Below are 19,161 nucleotides of genomic sequence, written 5' to 3'. Positions count from 1 at the left end.
GGACAGGATGAAGCCGGCGTAGATCAGTACCGCGATCACGCCCACCACCAGCGCCGTGCGCCGCGAACGGCGGCGGCGCAGGGCCAGCTCATCGGGTTGCCAGTCGGGACGGCTCATCGTCGCGCGCCTCAATGGGTCACGTCGTCGTGGGCCAGGTCACCCGGCCGGATCACCGGCGGCACGGTGAAGGTATGCGCCGGCGCCGGCGACGGCACGGTCCACTCCAGGCCCTTGGCGCTTTCCCAGGCGCGCGCTTCGGCGCGCTGGCCGCTGCGCAGCGACGACAGCAGGATGGCGGCCATCAGGAACGGGGTGACGAACATGCCGAATGCACCGATCGAGCTGACCAGGTTCCAGTCGGCGAACACCGGGTTGTAGTCGGGGATGCGGCGCGGCATGCCGGCCAGGCCGAGGAAGTGCTGCGGGAAGAACAGCAGGTTGACGAACACCATCGTCCACCAGAAATGCACCTTGCCCCAGAACTCGTTGTACATGCGCCCGGTCCACTTCGGCCACCAGTAGTAGACCGCCGCGATCAGCGCCAGCACCGCGCCGGTGACCAGCACGTAGTGGAAGTGCGCCACCACGAAATAGGTGTCGTGGTACTGGAAGTCGGCCGGCACGATGGCCAGCATCAGGCCGGAGAAGCCGCCGATGCTGAACAGCACCACGAAGGCGATGGAGAACAGCATCGGGGTCTCGAACGTCAGCGCGCCCTTCCACATCGTGCTGACCCAGTTGAACACCTTCACGCCGGTCGGGATCGAGATCAGCATGGTGGCGAACATGAAGTAGATCTCGCCGCCCAGCGGCATGCCCACCGTGAACATGTGGTGCGCCCACACGATGAACGACAGGAATGCGATGGCCGCGGTGGCGTACACCATCGCCTGGTAGCCGAACAGCGGCTTGCGGCTGAAGGTGGGGATGATCTCGCTGATCACGCCGAACGCCGGCAGGATCATGATGTAGACCTCGGGATGCCCGAAGAACCAGAAGATGTGCTGGTACATCACCGGGTCGCCGCCGCCGGCGGCATTGAAGAAGCTGGTGCCGAAGAACTTGTCGGTCAGCAGCATGGTCACCGCGCCGGCCAGCACCGGCATCACCGCGATCAGCAGGAACGCGGTGATCAGCCAGGTCCAGCAGAAGATCGGCATCTTCAGCAGGTCGATGCCCGGGGCGCGCATGTTGAGCACGGTGGCGATGATGTTGATCGCGCCCATGATCGAACTGATGCCGGCCACGTGGATGGCGAACACGCTGAAGGCGACGTTGTAGCCGCCCTGCAGCGACAGCGGCGGGTACATGGTCCAGCCGCCGGCGGGCGCGCCGCCGGGCAGGAACAGGGTCAGCAGCAGCAGCGTGAATGCCACCGGCAGCAGCCAGAACGACCAGTTGTTCATGCGCGGCAGGGCCATGTCCGGCGCGCCGATCTGCAGCGGGATCATCCAGTTGGCCAGGCCCACGAAGGCCGGCATCACCCCGCCGAAGATCATCACCAGCGCGTGCACGGTGGTCATCTGGTTGAAGAATTCCGGCTTCATGTGCTGAAGCCCGGGCTCCATCAGCTCCCAGCGGATCAGCACCGACATGAAGGCGCCGATGATGAACATCAGGAAGCTGAAAAGCAGGTACAGCGTACCGATGTCCTTGTGGTTGGTCGAAAAGAACCAACGCTCGAAGAAGCCTTGCTGGTGGCCGTGATGGTCGGAGTGGCCCACTGCGGAGTTCGCCATTGCAGCTATACCTCGTTATCCAGTTTCCAGGCATCGCGCCGGCAGCGGCCGGCGCGCGGCGGTATCAGGCGCCGGGCGCCGCGGGCGCCGGCTCCGCGGCAGGCGCGGCCTCCGGCTGCGGGGCGTCGGTGGCGGGCGCCGGCTCGGCGGCCGGGGCGGGTTCGGCGGCCGGCGCAGGCGCGGGCTTGCGCGAGGCCAGCCACGCCTTGAACTCGTCCTTGGACACGGCCTTGACCACGATCGGCATGAACCCGTGGTCCTTGCCGCACAGTTCGGCGCACTGGCCGCGGTACACGCCTTCCTGCTCGATGTTGGTCCAGCGCTCGTTGATGAAGCCCGGCACGGCGTCCTGCTTCCAGCCCAGCGCCGGCACCCACCAGGCGTGGACCACGTCGTCGGAGGTGATGACGAAACGAACCTTGGTATCGACCGGCAGCACCAGCGGGTTGTCCACGTCCAGCAGGTAGTGCGGGTCGGACGCCAGAGTCGGCACCGCGCCGCTCTGGCGCACCTCGTCGGACTTGCGGTCCAGGCGGCTGGTGAACGCCACGTCCTCGCCCAGGTATTCGTACTTCCACATCCACTGGTAGCCGGTGATCTTCACCGTCATCTCGGAATCGCGGGTGTCGTACATGGCGATCAGCTTGGCCGTGGCCGGCCATGCCATCACCACCAGGATGATGATCGGGATGACGGTCCAGATGATCTCGGCCTTGGTGTTGTGCGAGAACTGCGCCGCCACCGCGCCCTTGGACTTGCGGAACTTGACGATCGCATAGCCCATCGCGGCGAACACGATCAGGCCGATGACCGTGCATACCCACAGCGCCACCATGTGCGCGTCCCACGCCATGCGCGCGGTGTGGGTGACGCCCTTGCCCATGTTGAGCTGCCAGGGCTTGGGATCACCCGCCTGGGCCCATGCCATGGGTGCGGCCAGCGCCATTGCCGCCACCCCCAGACCCTGCCTGCACCACACCCCCCACCTGTTGCTTTGCTTCATTGCCTAGACCCTTGACGTCATCGGTTGCGGCCGTCACTGGCCGCGAGCAAGCCATCCAGCGTCGCCGCCAGTTCCCTGCGTTCGGCGGGCGCGAGGAGAATCCCCACTTCGACCCGCTTTCCGCTGGAGACCAGCACGACCCGTTCGTCCTCGATCACCAGGCGCACCCAGTACGGGTGGGCGCGGAAGACCGGCGGACATCCGGCTGCGGGAATCACCTCCACGCAGTCCGGTCCTACCCGGATCTCTTCCCGGCGTTCGCCGCTGCGCCAGGACGCGCGCAGGGCAGCTCCCACCAGGAAGCAATGCAATAGCGCGAAGACCGGGGCGAAAACGTTTCCAGACAGCCAACCCAGGCCTGCGGAGAACGCCATCAACCCTGCCAGCGCGACGAACAACAGGACGAACTGCCGGGCGCTGAGCGCCCGTGGGGGATGCAGCACCAGCTGCGCACGTGAGTCGCCTTCAACCTGCCGAAGCATCTCGATCATGTCGCAACCGCGTCCGTACCGCGGAAAACGGCTTCGATGGTAGCCCCGCCCAATCACCCCGGCAAGCTCTCATTCATCATTGTTGTGATTGCTGCACTGCACACCGGATCGGCCGCCGTCTGAAACGACATCGGCAGAAAATTTGCCGGATTCAGCACAAACTGACACCGCCCCGCTTGTTTCCCCGAATCGCCCACCCACCAATGGTTTCGCGGCCCCTATGGGGCGCCGGCGAGGGCTGGGAAATTTGACGCAAGGGATTAAAATGGCCGAATCCCAACGTGTCCCGACGTGGTCATGCCCATGAATGCAACACCCTCCGCCCAGGCCGCCACGGCGCGGCCGCTGCTCTCGCCCGAACTGCCCCCGCCACCGGCCGCACTGCGCCAGGCCATCACCGATGCCTGGCTGAAAGACGAAACCACCCATGTGCGCGAGCTGCTGGAACAGGCCCGCCTGCCGGCCGACGAACAGGCACGGGTCCAGGCCACCGCCGCCGACCTGGTGCGCCGGGTGCGTGCCCGCGCCCGCAACCAGGGCGCGATCGAGGCGTTCATGCGCCAGTACGACCTGGGCAGCGAGGAGGGCGTGCTGCTGATGTGCGTGGCCGAGGCGCTGCTGCGCATCCCCGACCAGGAAACCGCCGACAAGCTGATCCGCGACAAGCTCGGCGAGGCCGACTGGAAGCGGCACATGGGCCAGTCCGATTCGGTGCTGGTCAATGCCTCGACCTGGGGCCTGATGCTGACCGGCCACCTGGTCGACCTGGCCGACGACACCAAGCGCGACGTGCACGGCGCCTTCAAGCGCCTGATCGGCCGCGTCGGCGAACCGGTGATCCGCCTGGCCGTGCGCCAGGCGATGAAGATCATGGGCCACCAGTTCGTCATGGGCCGCACCATCGACGAGGCACTGGCGCGCTCGCACAAGGGCGACAACGGCAACTACCGCTATTCCTTCGACATGCTCGGCGAAGGCGCGCTGACCATGAAGGACGCGCTGCGCTACCTGGAGGACTACCGGCGCGCGATCCATGCCATCGGCACGGACAACCTGGCGCGCGGCGGCAGCGCCGATGGCGACGTGACCCGTTCGCACGGCATCTCGATCAAACTCTCGGCGCTGTACCCGCGCTATGAGCACGCCAAGCGCGAGCGGGTGCTCGCGGACCTGGTGCCGGGCGTGCTGGAGCTGGCGCAGCTGGCCAAGTCCTACGGCATCGGCTGCACCGTCGACGCCGAGGAAGCCGATCGCCTGGAGCTTTCGCTGGACATCATCGAACGGGTGGTCAGCGATCCTTCGCTCAAGGGCTGGGAAGGCTTCGGCATCGTGGTGCAGGCCTACCAGAAGCGCACCCCGTACACGATCGACTACCTGGCCGACCTGGCCCGCCGCATCGGCCACCGCCTGCAGGTGCGGCTGGTCAAGGGCGCCTACTGGGACGCGGAGATCAAGCGCGCGCAGATCGATGGCCTGCCCGGCTACCCGGTGTTCACCCGCAAGCAGAACACCGACGTGTCCTACCTGGCCTGCGCCAGGCGGCTGTTCGGCCACAGCGACGTGCTGTACCCGATGTTCGCCACCCACAACGCGGCCACCATCGCCGCGGTGAAGCAGATCGCGCAGGGCCGCACCTACGAGCACCAGAAGCTGCACGGCATGGGCGACGACCTGTACGCCGAAGTGATCCCGGCCAACCGCCTGGGCGTGCCCTGCCGCGTTTACGCGCCGGTCGGTTCGCACGAGGACCTGCTGCCCTACCTGGTGCGCCGCCTGCTCGAGAACGGCGCCAACTCCAGCTTCGTCAACCGCATCACCGACGAGGACGTGTCCATCGACGAGCTGATCCGCGATCCGGTCGAGGCCGTGTCCTCGTTCGCCTCCATCCCGCACCCCAAGATCCCGCTGCCGGTCGACCTGCTGCGCAGCCAGAACCACGACAGGAACAACTCCATGGGCATCAACCTCGCCAACGACAACGCACTGCGTGCCCTCGCCGGGCAGCTCAACGCCGCCGTCAAGCCGTGGCAGGCCGCCCCGCTGGTGCCCGGCGCCACGCCCGCCGGCGCCAGCGTCGCGGTGACCAACCCGGCCGACCACCGCGACGTGGTCGGCCACTGGCAGGCCGCCGACAGCGCCACCGTGCAGCAGGCGCTGGCCAACGCCGTCGCCGCGCAGCCTGCCTGGAACCGCACGCCGGCCGCCAGCCGTGCCGCGATCCTCGAGCATGCCGCCGACCAGCTGGAAGCGCGCATCGCCGAGTTCATGGCGTTGTGCGTGAAGGAAGCCGGCAAGAGCCTGCCGGACAGCGTCGCCGAAGTGCGCGAGGCGGTGGATTTCCTGCGTTACTACGCCAAGCAGGCGCGCGAGCAGTTCGGTCACGCCGAAACGCTGCCGAGCCCCACCGGCGAGAGCAACGAGCTGCAGCTGCACGGCCGCGGCGTGTTCGTCTGCATCAGCCCGTGGAACTTCCCGCTGGCGATCTTCCTGGGCCAGGTCAGCGCCGCGCTGGCCGCCGGCAACAGCGTCATCGCCAAGCCGGCCGAGCAGACCAACCTGGTCGGTTACTACGCGGTCAAGCTGCTGCACGACGCCGGCGTGCCGGCCGAGGTACTGCAGTTCCTGCCGGGCGACGGCGCCACCGTCGGCGCCGCGCTCACCGCCGACCCGCGCGTGGCCGGCGTGGCGTTCACCGGCTCGACCGAAACCGCCCGCGCCATCAACCGCGCGATGGCCGCGCGCGACGCCGCCATCGGCGTGCTGATCGCCGAGACCGGCGGCCAGAACGCCTTCATCGCCGACTCCTCGGCGCTGCCGGAACAACTGGTCAAGGACGCGATCGGCTCGGCCTTCACCTCGGCCGGCCAGCGCTGCTCGGCCGCGCGCGTGCTGTTCGTGCAGGACGACATCGCCGACAAGGTGATGGGCATGCTGGCCGGTGCCATGGCCGAACTGAAGGTCGGCGACCCGGGCGAGCTGTCCACCGACGTCGGCCCGGTGATCGACGCCGACGCACTGCGGATCCTCGAGGAACACGCCGTTCGGATGGATGCCGAAGCCCGCCTGATCGCCACCGCGCCGCTGTCCGACGCCACCGCGCACGGCACCTTCTTCGCCCCGCGCGCCTACGAGCTGAAGGACCTGGGCCAGCTGCACCGGGAGATCTTCGGGCCGGTACTGCACGTGATCCGCTGGAGGGCCGACCAGCTCGACGCGGTGATCGACCAGATCAACGCCACCGGCTACGGCCTGACCCTGGGCGTGCACTCGCGCATCGACGAAACCGTCGAGCGCATCGCCTCGCGCGTCAACGTCGGCAATGTCTACGTCAACCGCAACCAGATCGGCGCGGTGGTCGGGGTGCAGCCGTTCGGCGGCCAGGGCCTGTCCGGCACCGGCCCGAAGGCCGGCGGCCCGCACTACCTGCTGCGCTTCGCCACCGAGAAGACGGTGACGGTCAACACCACCGCCGCCGGCGGCAACGCCTCGCTGCTGACCCTGGGCGACTGATTGCCGGCATGTCCCCGTGAACGAAGAACCCCGCGCAGGCGGGGTTTTTCATGGGCGATGCGTGGCCACCGCCCCGCTCGGCTCAGGCGGCGCTGCCGGCCACCGGCGTGGCGGCCTGATCGCCCATCAGGCGGCGCCAGTGGCGCAGCGCCACCAGCGCGTTGATCCAGAAGCCCACGTAAAGGATCGAGGTCAGGTGCAGGCCACGGCTGTAATACAGCGGTGCCGCGATGCTGTTCACCAGCAGCCACAGCCACCATGATTCCAGCTTGCGCCGCATCATCAGCAGCTGCGCGATCACGCTCAGCACCAGCACCGCCGAATCGATGTACGGCGCGTAGGCATGGGTCATGCGGGTCAGCATCCAGCCGTAGGCGGTCGTGGCCAGCAGCGCCAGCGGTACCAGCCAGGCCCATGCACGCGGTCGCAACGAGGTGATCGGCAGCGGCGCACCATGGTCGCCACGCAGCCACTGCCACCAGCCCAGCACGCTGATCGCGACGAAGAAGAACTGCAGCACCATGTCCGCGTACAGGTGCGACCGCTGGAACACCAGCGCGAACAGCGCGCAGCCGACAATACCCAGCCACCAGGTGTGTACGTTGTTGCGGCCGGCCAGCAGGATCGAACCGGCGACGGCGATGTTGGCGGCCAGCTCCAGCTGGAAGGCGGGGTCGGACAGGTTCATGCCGCATTGTCGCCCGTCGTGCGCCGCGGGGCGACGGTACGCGCGGCAATGCGCCGCCCACGAAAGCGAAGGGCCCCGCTTGCGCGGGGCCCTCCGGTCAGTCGTACCAGGTGCGCCCGGATCAGAACTTGTAGTTCATCGACGCGGCCAGGATGTCGCCACCGACCTTGTACTTGCCCTGCAGCACGTTGCCGGTGCTGCTGGTGGCGTTGATCGCCGGGTCGTTGGTGAACAGGTGGGTGTAGCCGAAGTTGAACTCGGTGTTCTCCTTCGGGGTCCAGCCCAGGCCGAACGACAGCCACTTGCGGGTCACGTCCGGCACGCGCACGTCGCGGTGGCCGTAGGTGGTCGGGGTCTCGTCATAGGCCACGCCGCCACGCAGGGTGATGGTGTCGGACAGCTTGTACTCGGTACCGATCGAGCCGAAGGTGGTGTCCTTGTAGCCGAACACCAGCACGTTGTCCGGCTGGTTCGACGCGAAGTCCACGGTCACCTTGTCGAACGCGGTGGCCCAGGCGGTGCGCGACACGTCGCCCATCACCGTCCAGCGGTCGTTGACCTTGTGGGTCACGCTCAGGGTGGCCGAGGCCGGCAGGGTCACCGTGGCCTTGCCGCTGGTGTCGACGAACAGGCCCTTGGCCGCCAGGCCCAGCACCGCGTCGACCTTGCCCGGGACATCGAAGCGGGCCTTGCCGCCGGTGATCTTGTGCTCGACCTTGGAGCGATAGCTCAGCGCGATGTTGGTGTTCTCGGTCGGGCTGAAGGTACCGCCGATCACGTAGCCGACGGCATTGTTGTTGCCTTCGACGGTGGCGTAGCCATCGGCGCTGCCCGGCACCAGGCCCAGCGCGGCGCTGGCGCCCTTGCTGGAACTGTAGGCCACGGCGCCGAAGTCCACGGCATTGGCCAGCTCGATGGTCAGGTGCTCGACGAACACGCTGGCGCCGAAGGACACGTACGGGTTGACGTCATAGGAGAACGCCGCGCCCAGGTCGACCGCCTTCAGGTCGGTCTTGGTGCCGTGGTAGCGGCCCACCCAGTCGCGGTCGTATTCGGTCTTGAAACCGAACGGCGCGGTCAGCGACAGACCGAAGTGCATGTTGTCGTTCTCGCCGAACGGCACGTGGAAGTACGCGGCCGGAACCGGGGCGATCATGCCGGCGTCACCGCCGTTGCCGCCGGAGATCGGGGTGCCCTTGCCAGCGCCGGTCGGGCCGGCGTTGCGGGCGCTGTAGACGTCTTCCATCTTGGCCGAGAAGCTGATCGCGCTCAGGTCGGCCTGGAACTGGCGGCCGTCGAGCAGGCGCATCGAAGCCGGGTTGGTGGCGATCACCGAAGCATCGCCCCAGGCGGAGCTGGAACCGGCGAAGGCGCGGCCCAGGCCCTTGGCGCTGTTTTCCTTGAGCTGGAACGCGGCGGCGTCGGCGTGGCTGAAAGCCAAGGCACCGGCAATGCCGACAGCCAGGGCGGTGACGCGTGCGAGGGTGGAAGCGGTATGCATGTTGGAAGCTCTCTCCGTAGGCCAAAGGTGATTCGTTGTGCGCCTGCACCCGGTGCCGTCGGACGGCCCTGCGGTGCGCCGGATTCCCCTCCCGACATACGACGCCGTATGCAGTATCCATCAAGCTTGTTAACTAAACAATAACGCCCCCGCATTCATTTCCTTCGGCTCCATCACCCTGTCCGGCCCCGCACGGGGTAGGCTTCCGCGTCCATGTTCGTTTCCATTCCCTCCCGCGACAAACCCGGACTCCGCTGGGCGGTGCCGCTGCTGTTCGCGGCGATCTGGCTGGCCTTTCTCTGGTCGATCTCGCGACCGGACGAGGCCCGGCGTTCGCTGTGGATGGACTGGGGCGCGCTGTCCACCGGCCTGGGCAATCCCCAGGACTGGTGGGCCGCACTGCGCGACGGCAGCGTGCTGCGCCTGTTCACCGCGCTGTTCCTGCACGCGGACTGGTCGCACCTGCTGGGCAACCTGGTGTTCCTGCTGATCTTCGGGCTGCCGGCCGAGCGGGTGCTGGGGCCGTGGCGGCTGTTGTTGCTGTTCCTGCTGGGCGGTGCCGCGGCCAACCTGGCGGCGCTGTACGCCATGGGATCGCCCGACCAGATCATCATCGGCGCCAGCGGCGCGGTGTCAGCGCTGCTGGGAGCCTATCTGGCGCTGTTCCCCGGCGCGCGGCTGGGCGTGGTGCTGCCGCTGGGGCTGTTCCTGGAGTTCGTCCGTGCGCCCGCGTATCTGTTGATCGGCGTGTGGGCGGCATTGCAGATCGTCTTCGCCTACATCGGCCCCAGCTTCGGCATGGTGGCCTGGTCGGCGCACCTGTCCGGCTTCCTGTTCGGCATCGTCTACGGGCTGTACGTGCGCGCGGCCATCGCCCGGCGGCTGCGCAAGCGCCACGGGTTCTAGCAGCCGCCGGCTCTACGTGCTCCCTATAATCGCGCCATGAGCAGCAAGCCCCTGTACAAGATCACGTTCCTCAACCACGGCAAGGTCTACGAGCTGTATGCCCGGCGCGTGGGCAGCAGCCACCTGTGGGGATTCAATGAAATCGCCGAGCTGGTGTTCGACCTGCACGACGGGCTGGTGGTCGATCCCACCGAAGAGCGCCTGCGTGAGGAGTTCGCCGACACCAAGGTGCTGCACCTGCCGATGCAGAGCATCGTGCGCATCGAGGAAGTGGAAAAGAAGGGCCAATCGGCCATCCGCGATGCGGCCACCGGCGAGAAGGTGGTCACCCCGTTCCCGATGCCCGCCAAGCCGCGCTGAGCACCGGCTGCGGGATCATCGCCGCGGAATTGGCGGCACGCGTGCAGCACGCCCGGCCGCGCGCCGCTGCTGCCTTTCCATTGCCGGGCTTGCCGCGGCGCGCACCGGCGATTGACACGCAGGCCCCGCGGCGCGCGGGAACGCGCGCTATTTGCCGCCGTCGGCCGCCTCCGGCCTGGCAGGCACGTTGACGCCCGCCGGCGCAGGCGCTGCCGGCGGCTTCACCGGGACATCCGGCCGTGCCGCGGCCGCGGGCCGGGCAGCGAGCGAGCCCGGTCGCTTGAGCTCACGCAGGGCCGAGCGCACCGGCCCTTCGCCCGGCAACACGACGCCGGTCGCGACGCCGCTGGTCTCGTCGTCGCCACGCAGGTGGCCCGGCAGCTTGGCCTCGCTGAAATCGGCGATGGCAGCCGGCACGTCCTTGTCCGTGGTGCCCGGATCCGGGGTCAGTTCCACGTCCGGTACGATGCCGGTGGCCTGGATCGAACGTCCGCTGGGCGTGTAGTAACGCGCGGTGGTGAGCTTTACCGAGTCGCCGTTGTCCAGCGGCAGCACGGTCTGCACCGAGCCCTTGCCGAACGTGCGGCTGCCGACGATGCGCGCACGCTGGTTGTCATGCAGCGCACCGGCCAGCACTTCCGAAGCACTCGCCGAACCGGCATCCACCAGCACTACCACCGGCGCGCCCTTCATCAGGTCGCCGGGCGTGGCCTCGAACCGGGCATCGCTGACCGAGATGCGGCCGCGCGTGCTGACGATCCCTCCCTTCTCCAGCAGGTCGTCGGCAACCTGCACGGCCGCGGTGAGCAGGCCGCCCGGATTGCTGCGCAGGTCCAGCACCAGGCCCTTCAGCTTGCCGCCGGCCTGCGACTGCAGCTGCGCGAGGTGCTTCTGGAAGTCGGCGCCGGTATCGGCCTGGAAGGTGCTGATGCGCACATAGCCATAGCCCGGCTCGAGCATCCGGCTGCGCACGCTGGTGACGCGGATGGTCTCGCGGGTGACGGTCACGTCGAACGGCTTTTCCTCGCCGCGCTCGATAGTCAGCACGACCTTGCTGCCGGCGGGACCGCGCAGCGGTTCCATCGCCTCGAACGCACTGATCGGCTTGCCGTCGATGGCCACGATCAGGTCGCCGGCGCGCAACCCGGCCCGCGCGGCGGGCGTTTCGTCGATCGGCGACACCACCTTGAGCGCACCGTCCTGCTGCAGCAGCTCGACGCCGATGCCCTCGTAGGCGCCCGTAGCCTGCTCATCGAAGGCCTGCGCGTCTTCCTTGTCGAAATAGGTGCTGTGCGGATCCAGGTCCAGCAGCAGGCCGCGCACCGCCGACTGCATCAGCTTCTTGTCGTCCACGGGGTCCACGTAGGCCGCGCGCACCGCGTTGTATACCGCGACGAAGCGGCGGATCTCGTCCAGCGGCACCCGCGAGGTGACCGACTCCTGGGCATCGGGGTCGTCCGCCTTGGGCGTCTTGTCCGGGGCGCCCTGCGCCAGGCCGACGGCCGGCGACAGTGCGAACAGCAGGGCAGCAGCAAGGCCGGCTACACGCATGAACCACTCCATGAAAACGGATGCGCACCATGCGCGTCGGACCGATTATGCGCGAACACCGGTGGAATTCACGTTGAACGCGGCCGCCGCCGGGGGCGCCCGCTCAGCCGCCGCTCACTGGCGCTGCAGCCAGGTACCCGGGTCCACCGGCTGGCCGTTGCGGCGCAGCTCGAAGTAAAGCGCCGTCACGCCCTGGCCACCGGAGTTGCCGACCCGTGCCACCGCCTCGCCGCGGCGCACCCGCGCGCCCGAATCGCGCAGCAGGGTGTCGTTGTGGGCATACAGGCTCATGTAGCCATTGCCGTGGTCGACGATCAGGATCATGCCGTAGCCGGTCATCCAGTCGGAGAAGACCACCGTGCCGTCGGCAACCGCGGTCACCGTGGTGCCGGGCGGGGCGCCGATCAACACCCCGTTGCTGGTGCGGCCATCCGGCAGGCGCCCGCCGTAGCGGGCCAGCAGGTTGCCGGACAACGGCCAGCCCAGCCCGCCGACCTTCGGTGCCGGCGCATTCGCGGTGACCCGCGGCGGCACCTTGCCGGGGGTGGGCCGTGCCGTCCCGGTGGCCGCCTGGCGCGACTGCTCGGCGGCGGCACGGCGCGCGGCCGCCTTGCGCTCGGCCTCGGCGCGTGCGGCCGCCGCGCGCAGGCTGGACAGCAGCTGCTCGAGCGCCCGCGCGTCCTTGCCCAGCACCTTCTCCCGCTCGCTGCGGTCCTGGTAGCGCTGGTCCAGCTCGGCCGCCAGCTGCGCGCGCCTGCGCCGGTCCTCGGCCAGCGCCGCGGCCTGCTCGCGCTGCTGCGCGCGTGCCTGCTCCAGCTCGCGGCTGCGCGCCAGGATCTCCTGTTCGTTCGCTGAAAGTGCCTGGAGATCGCCGGCCAGCGAGGCGATGGTCCGCGCCCGCTCACGCTGCAGGTAGCGGTGATAGGCCAGTTCGCGGTTGGCGTCGGCCACGCGGTCCTGCGACAGCAGCAACTTCAGCGGGGCATGGTTGCCCAGCCGGTAGGCGCCGCGCAGCAACGCGGCAAGCTGCTCGCGCTGCCGCGACAGGTTGGCTTCAAGCGTGGCGCGGCGTTGCTGCAGCCCGGCCAGTGCCTGCTGTTCGCGGCGCATCGCCGCCTCGGTGTCGGCCACCGCCCGGCCGCTGCGGGCCACCTTCTGGTCGGCCTCGCGCAGCCGCCGCGACGCCGCTTCCCGCTCGGCCTGCAGGCGCTGCCGCTCCTGGGCCACGTTCTTGAGTTCGCCGCGTACCTGCTGCAGCTTCTTTTCCGCATCGCGCGGGGTGTTCTGCGCCGGCGCGGACGGCACCAGCAGCGACAACCCCAGCAGGCAGCCGGCGGCCCAGGCCGGCGGTGCCGGGAAGCGGGCGGGCGGGCGGCGGGAGGGTCGCAAGGGCATTCCAGTGACTTCAGGCAGATGCGGATTGTATCCAGCCATGGTGCCATCCCGGCTCGCCCACAGGAAATCCCGACGGAGACCCGCGATGAAACGATTCCTTCTTCTGCTGGCCCTGGGCCTGGCCAGCCCATTGGCGATGGCGTCCGACGACATCAGCAAGGTGAACGGAAGCATCCGTACCGACTCCGGCACCGCCTACCGCGACCTGGACACCGTCAATGGCAGCATCCACCTCGCCAAGGGCGTGCAGGCACGCAGCGTGGAAACCGTCAACGGCAGCATCAATGCCGACGACAACGTGCAGGCGCGCAGTCTGGAGACGGTGAACGGCGCGGTGCGTGCCGGACGCGGGCTGGTCCTCTCCGGCGACGTGGAAACCGTCAACGGCAGCATCTTCATCGACCAGGGCGGACGCATCGGCGGCGGCGTGGAAACCGTCAACGGTGGCATCGGCCTGGTCGGGACCGAGGTCGGGCGCAACATCGAAACGGTGAACGGCGACATCACCGTCGGCATCGGCTCGCATGTGAAGGGCGGCATCCGCGTGACCAAGCCGTCGTTCAGCCTGTCACTGACGCCCCCGCGCAAGCCGCGGGTGATCATCGGCCCCAACGCGAAGGTCGACGGCCCGCTCAACTTCGAACGCGAAGTGACGCTGTACGTGCACGACAGCGCCTCCATCGGCCCGGTCAGCGGCGCCACCGTGCGGCGCTTTGACAGCGAGGCCGCGCCGAAGGATTGAGCGCTTCGCGGCAGGCTTGCCTAGAATCGGGCTTCCCCTTTCATCCGGAGCCCGGTTCCATGCCCCGCAGATTCCTGTTGTGCCTCGCCGCGGGCGCGGCGCTGGCCGCGTGCCGGCAAGAGGCCACGCCGCCGCAGGCGCCGGTGCCCGCCCCCGCGCCGGGACATGCATTCTCCACCGGCATCAACGCCGCGGACTTCGCCGAACTGGTGAAGACGCTGGCATCGGATGCGTTCGAAGGACGCGCGCCAGGCAGCCGCGGCGAACAGCTGACCGTCGACTACATCCGCGACCAGATGCAGCGCATCGGCCTGCAACCGGGCAACGGCGACAGCTGGTTCCAGGAAGTGCCGATGACCGAGACCATCGCCGATCCCGCGACCGTGCTCACACTCGTGCATGGCGACGCCCGGCGCACGCTCGCCTTCGGCAGCGACATGGTGGTCGGCACCCGCAGCGGCCAGCCGGAAGTGCGGATCGACGCCAGCGACATGGTGTTCGTCGGTTACGGCGTGGATGCGCCGGAGCAGGACTGGAACGACTATGCCGGCCAGGACTGGAAGGGCAAGACCGTGGTGATGTTGGTCAATGACCCCGGCTTCCACGCGGGCGATGCACGCCTGTTCGAGGGCAGGCGCATGACCTATTACGGGCGCTGGACCTACAAGTTCGAGGAAGCCGCGCGCAAGGGCGCCACTGCGGCGCTGATCGTGCATGACACCGCGGGCGCGGCATACGGCTGGGACGTGGTGCGCAGCTCCTGGGGGGCGCGCAGTACGACCTGCCGGCTGCCGAAGACAAGGAGCCACGCCTGCAGGCGCAGGGCTGGCTGAGTGCGGAAGCGGCATGGCAGCTGTTCGCCGATGCCGGGCTCGACCTGGACAAGGCCTATCGCGATGCCGGCAGGCGCGGATTCAAGCCGGTACCGCTGCGTACCACGCTGTCGCTCGACCTGAAGAGCAGCATCGCGGAGAAGAAGTCGCGCAATGTCGTGGGCGTCCTGCCCGGCAGCAGGCGCGCCGACGAGGCCGTGCTTTACATGGCGCATTGGGACCACCTGGGCAGGCACGCGGACCAGGCACACGGCGCGCAGGCCGGCGACGACATCTACAACGGCGCCGTGGACAACGCCACCGGCGTGGCCGGCATCCTCGAGATTGCCGACGCGATGGTCCACCAGCAGCCGGCGCCGGAGCGCTCGGTGGTGTTCCTTGCGGTGACGCTGGAGGAGTCCGGCCTGCTCGGCTCGCAGTATTACGTCAGCCATCCCACCTTCCCGCTGGACAAGATCGCCGGCGTGATCAACATCGACGCGATGTCGGTCAATGGCCGCGCCCGCGACATGACCGTCACCGGCTATGGCAGCTCGGAGCTCGAGGACATCCTCAAGCCCCTGGCGGCGGCGCAGAAACGGACCCTGCACGCGGAGTCGGCGGTGCAGAGCGGCTTCTACTTCCGCTCGGACCATTTCAACTTCGCCAAGGCCGGCGTTCCGGCGCTCTACGCTGGCGGCGGGGTGGATCTTCTGGATGGCGGGGTCGAGGCTGGCAGGAAAGCCGCCGAAACCTACGCCCGCGAGCGTTACCACAGTCCGCGCGACGAGTACGACGCTGCCAGCTGGAAGCTCGACGGCACCCTGCAGGACCTCGAACTCCTGTACGGCGTCGGCCGCGAACTGGCGGGCGGTGACAGTTGGCCCAACTGGTACCAAGGCAACCCGTTCAAGGCCAACCGCGATCGCATGATGCAAGGCCGGCGCACGGCCAACGACTGATCCGCATCGATCTGCAACTGCACGGTCGGTCATGCGCCACGGCTTCAGATCCGGCGCAGCGACCCTCACCACGCTGGACCCGCGCGCGGAGGGCTTTCCGATCCTGCGTTCAACGCAGGAAGCGCGGTTGGAGAGGGTGATGTCGAACAGTTTTGGTTTTGGGGTACGAATGCGACGCTGGTGTTCGGGCGGGTGTGATCTTCGCGTTCTGGCGGCAGTGATGGAAGCAACGGCGCCTTTTGGCGCCGTTGTCGTATGTGCGGTGGGCGCCGATCAGCTTGAGGCTGCACCTGCTCCACGCCTTCGCCTAGGCGGATCGGTTAGGGTGCAGCAGCCAGGCCCGCGTGGCTGCTGGCCTTTTTGTCTGTCCCGCGCCTGCAGGGCGGCCGTCGCAGTGCACTCCTGCAGATCCGTGGGCTCGCACGTAGCACGTGAGCGAGAGGCAGGCATACAGCTGCTGGAGCGTGCGGTGACGACGACGAGGCGGTATGCATCACCGCACCCAACCTTGCCACGCGCAGGGCGGCTCACTGCCGGGCAACGCCCGCAGCAACGCTGATTTGAGGGGTGGAAAACGCCAACGGCGCCGTCAGGCGCCGTTCTGGTCCATGCGACAGCCGGGTTTTGGATGCCGCACAAAAGCAAACCCCGCTGCGTGAGCAGCGGGGGTTTGGGGATAAAGCCCCTGGCGATGACCTACTCTCGCATGGCTTGAGCCACACTACCATCGGCGCAGCTGCGTTTCACTTCCGAGTTCGGGATGGGATCGGGTGGTTCCACAGCGCTAATTTCACCAGGGAGAGGGTTGGAGGGTCGCTATCCGTTGGAGCAGGATAAAGCGCCAGCCTCTCGTAGGTCTTGTGACGTAGCGTGCACTTGGGTCTATCGACATGTCATGTCGGCCAAGGCAACTTGAGGTTATATGGTCAAGCCACACGGATCATTAGTATCAGTTAGCTCAACGCGTTGCCGCGCTTACACACCTGACCTATCAACCACGTAGTCTACATGGTTCCTTCAGGGGGCTTGTGCCCCGGGAAGTCTCATCTTGAGGCGCGCTTCCCGCTTAGATGCTTTCAGCGGTTATCGCTTCCGAACATAGCTACCCGGCAATGCCACTGGCGTGACAACCGGAACACCAGAGGTTCGTCCACTCCGGTCCTCTCGTACTAGGAGCAGCCCCTCTCAAACTTCCAACGCCCATGGCAGATAGGGACCGAACTGTCTCACGACGTTCTGAACCCAGCTCGCGTACCACTTTAAATGGCGAACAGCCATACCCTTGGGACCGACTACAGCCCCAGGATGTGATGAGCCGACATCGAGGTGCCAAACACCGCCGTCGATATGAACTCTTGGGCGGTATCAGCCTGTTATCCCCGGAGTACCTTTTATCCGTTGAGCGATGGCCCTTCCATACAGAACCACCGGATCACTAAGTCCTACTTTCGTACCTGCTTGATCCGTCGATCTTGCAGTCAAGCACGCTTATGCCTTTGCACACAGTGCGCGATGTCCGACCGCGCTGAGCGTACCTTCGAGCTCCTCCGTTACTCTTTAGGAGGAGACCGCCCCAGTCAAACTACCCACCATACACGGTCCCCGACCCGGATAACGGGCCTAGGTTAGAACGTCAAGCACGACAGGGTGGTATTTCAAGGATGGCTCCACTGCAGCTGGCGCCACAGTTTCATAGCCTCCCACCTATCCTACACAGACGAACTCAACGTTCAGTGTAAAGCTATAGTAAAGGTTCACGGGGTCTTTCCGTCTTGCCACGGGAACGCTGCATCTTCACAGCGATTTCAATTTCACTGAGTCTCGGGTGGAGACAGCGCCGCTGTCGTTACGCCATTCGTGCAGGTCGGAACTTACCCGACAAGGAATTTCGCTACCTTAGGACCGTTATAGTTACGGCCGCCGTTTACTGGGGCTTCGATCAAGAGCTTCGCCTTGCGGCTGACCCCATCAATTAACCTTCCAGCACCGGGCAGGCGTCACACCCTATACGTCCACTTTCGTGTTTGCAGAGTGCTGTGTTTTTGATAAACAGTCGCAGCGGCCTGGTCACTTCGACCATCGCCAGCTATAGCCCGCATGGGCCACCGGCAATGGTGCACCTTCTCCCGAAGTTACGGTGCCATGTTGCCTAGTTCCTTCACCCGAGTTCTCTCAAGCGCCTGAGAATTCTCATCCTACCCACCTGTGTCGGTTTACGGTACGGTCTGCGTAAGCTGAAGCTTAGGAGCTTTTCCTGGAAGCGTGGTATCAGTGACTTCGTCTTAAAGACTCGTCTCGGTGCTCGGTCTTGAAGGATCCCGGATTTGCCAAAGATCCAAACCTACCGCCTTTCCCCAGGACAACCAACGCCTGGTACACCTAACCTTCTCCGTCCCTCCATCGCACTTACGCGAGGTGCAGGAATATTAACCTGCTTCCCATCGACTACGCATTTCTGCCTCGCCTTAGGGGCCGACTCACCCTGCGCCGATTAACGTTGCGCAAGGAAACCTTGGGCTTTCGGCGTGCGGGTTTTTCACCCGCATTATCGTTACTCATGTCAGCATTCGCACTTCCGATACCTCCAGCAAGCTTCTCAACTCACCTTCACAGGCTTACGGAACGCTCCTCTACCGCGCATAACAAAGTTATGCACCCCAAGCTTCGGTTCTGTGCTTAGCCCCGTTAAATCTTCCCCGCAGACCGACTCGACCAGTGAGCTATTACGCTTTCTTTAAAGGGTGGCTGCTTCTAAGCCAACCTCCTGGCTGTCTGTGCCTTTCCACATGGTTTTCCACTTAGCACAAAATTTGGGACCTTAGCTGTGGGTCTGGGTTGTTTCCCTTTTCACGACGGACGTTAGCACCCGCCGTGTGTCTCCCATACAGTCCGTCTCGGTATTCGGAGTTTGCAATGGTTTGGTAAGTCGCGATGACCCCCTAGCCATAACAGTGCTCTACCCCCGAGAGGATACATATGAGGCGCTACCTAAATAGCTTTCGAGGAGAACCAGCTATCTCCGGGTTCGATTAGCTTTTCACTCCTAATCACACCTCATCCCCTACCTTTGCAACGGGAGTGGGTTCGGGCCTCCAGTGCGTGTTACCGCACCTTCACCCTGGGCATGACTAGATCACCCGGTTTCGGGTCTACTGCCCGCGACTATGCGCCCTTATCAGACTCGGTTTCCCTTCGCCTCCCCTATACGGTTAAGCTTGCCACGAACAGTAAGTCGCTGACCCATTATACAAAAGGTACGCAGTCACTCTTTCGAGCTCCTACTGCTTGTACGCACACGGTTTCAGGTTCTATTTCACTCCCCTCTCCGGGGTTCTTTTCGCCTTTCCCTCACGGTACTGGTTCACTATCGGTCGGTCAGTAGTATTTAGCCTTGGAGGATGGTCCCCCATGTTCAGACAGGGTTTCACGTGCCCCGCCCTACTCGTCTTCACTGGAATGGCCCTTTCAAATACAGGGCTATCACCTTCTATGGCCGGCCTT

The 19,161-nt window shown here is 66.3% G+C and carries 11 protein-coding genes, 2 rRNA genes and 1 pseudogene (1 of these 14 running past the window's edge); 5 read left to right on the top strand and 9 right to left on the bottom strand.

All coding sequences use genetic code 11. The annotated features are described in order from the left end of the window. Window positions 1-128: 128 nt before the first annotated feature. The 3 genes from B1L07_01170 to B1L07_01160 all read right to left on the bottom strand — a co-directional run bounded on the left by B1L07_01170 (window position 129) and on the right by B1L07_01160 (window position 3,233). Window positions 129-1,739: a cytochrome c oxidase subunit I gene (locus tag B1L07_01170; GenBank protein AUZ53968.1), complete on the bottom strand. Its 1,611-nt coding sequence runs from the start codon at window positions 1,737-1,739 to the stop codon at window positions 129-131. 64 nt (window positions 1,740-1,803) lie between these two features. Continuing rightward, a complete protein-coding gene (locus tag B1L07_01165; GenBank protein AUZ53967.1) occupies window positions 1,804-2,742 on the bottom strand; it encodes a cytochrome c oxidase subunit II in 939 nt (312 codons plus the stop codon). Window positions 2,743-2,759: 17 nt separating this feature from the next. Beyond that, window positions 2,760-3,233, bottom strand: a complete 474-nt coding sequence (locus B1L07_01160) for a hypothetical protein (protein AUZ53966.1) — start codon at window positions 3,231-3,233, stop codon at window positions 2,760-2,762. 303 nt (window positions 3,234-3,536) lie between these two features. On the opposite strand from B1L07_01160, the gene B1L07_01155 reads away from it, so the two are divergent. Beyond that, on the top strand, window positions 3,537-6,743 hold the full coding sequence (locus tag B1L07_01155) for a bifunctional proline dehydrogenase/L-glutamate gamma-semialdehyde dehydrogenase (protein ID AUZ53965.1): 3,207 nt from the start codon (window positions 3,537-3,539) through the stop codon (window positions 6,741-6,743). An 82-nt stretch (window positions 6,744-6,825) separates the two neighbouring features. Here the strand turns inward: B1L07_01155 and B1L07_01150 are convergent, their stop codons facing one another. Together B1L07_01150 and B1L07_01145 are read right to left on the bottom strand one after the other, a co-directional pair. Next, complete coding sequence (locus B1L07_01150; protein ID AUZ53964.1) at window positions 6,826-7,431, bottom strand: nicotinamide mononucleotide transporter; 606 nt, start codon at window positions 7,429-7,431, stop codon at window positions 6,826-6,828. Window positions 7,432-7,552: 121 nt separating this feature from the next. Beyond that, window positions 7,553-8,932 (bottom strand): hypothetical protein, encoded by a 1,380-nt coding sequence (locus tag B1L07_01145; protein ID AUZ53963.1) that lies wholly within the window; start codon window positions 8,930-8,932, stop codon window positions 7,553-7,555. A gap of 213 nt (window positions 8,933-9,145) precedes the next feature. Here B1L07_01145 and B1L07_01140 point away from each other — a divergent pair, with 213 nt between their 5' ends. Next, on the top strand, window positions 9,146-9,838 hold the full coding sequence (locus tag B1L07_01140; GenBank protein ID AUZ53962.1) for a rhomboid family intramembrane serine protease: 693 nt from the start codon (window positions 9,146-9,148) through the stop codon (window positions 9,836-9,838). Between the two features lie 36 nt (window positions 9,839-9,874). Beyond that, a complete protein-coding gene (locus tag B1L07_01135) occupies window positions 9,875-10,198 on the top strand; it encodes a hypothetical protein (GenBank protein AUZ53961.1) in 324 nt (107 codons plus the stop codon). A gap of 147 nt (window positions 10,199-10,345) precedes the next feature. Here the strand turns inward: B1L07_01135 and B1L07_01130 are convergent, their stop codons facing one another. Together B1L07_01130 and B1L07_01125 are read right to left on the bottom strand one after the other, a co-directional pair. Then, complete coding sequence (locus tag B1L07_01130) at window positions 10,346-11,749, bottom strand: peptidase S41 (protein AUZ56388.1); 1,404 nt, start codon at window positions 11,747-11,749, stop codon at window positions 10,346-10,348. Window positions 11,750-11,863: 114 nt separating this feature from the next. After that, window positions 11,864-13,138 (bottom strand): peptidase M23, encoded by a 1,275-nt coding sequence (locus tag B1L07_01125; protein AUZ56387.1) that lies wholly within the window; start codon window positions 13,136-13,138, stop codon window positions 11,864-11,866. 91 nt (window positions 13,139-13,229) lie between these two features. Here B1L07_01125 and B1L07_01120 point away from each other — a divergent pair, with 91 nt between their 5' ends. Together B1L07_01120 and B1L07_01115 are read left to right on the top strand one after the other, a co-directional pair. Continuing rightward, a complete protein-coding gene (locus tag B1L07_01120) occupies window positions 13,230-13,886 on the top strand; it encodes a hypothetical protein (protein AUZ53960.1) in 657 nt (218 codons plus the stop codon). A gap of 59 nt (window positions 13,887-13,945) precedes the next feature. Continuing rightward, window positions 13,946-15,660 (top strand): annotated as a pseudogene (locus tag B1L07_01115) (aminopeptidase). 683 nt (window positions 15,661-16,343) lie between these two features. On the opposite strand, the gene rrf reads toward B1L07_01115, so the two are convergent. Then, window positions 16,344-16,458 (bottom strand): 5S ribosomal RNA (gene rrf / locus B1L07_01110). Between the two features lie 115 nt (window positions 16,459-16,573). Further along, window positions 16,574-19,161: ribosomal RNA gene (locus B1L07_01105) — 23S ribosomal RNA — on the bottom strand (it continues 305 nt past the right edge of the window).

Origin of the sequence: Stenotrophomonas acidaminiphila (assembly GCA_002951995.1) — a bacterium.
Taxonomy (GTDB): Bacteria; Pseudomonadota; Gammaproteobacteria; order Xanthomonadales; family Xanthomonadaceae; genus Stenotrophomonas; species Stenotrophomonas acidaminiphila_A.
Note: the sequence above shows the minus strand (reverse complement) of the source record. Positions and strands in the feature narration are given on the sequence as shown.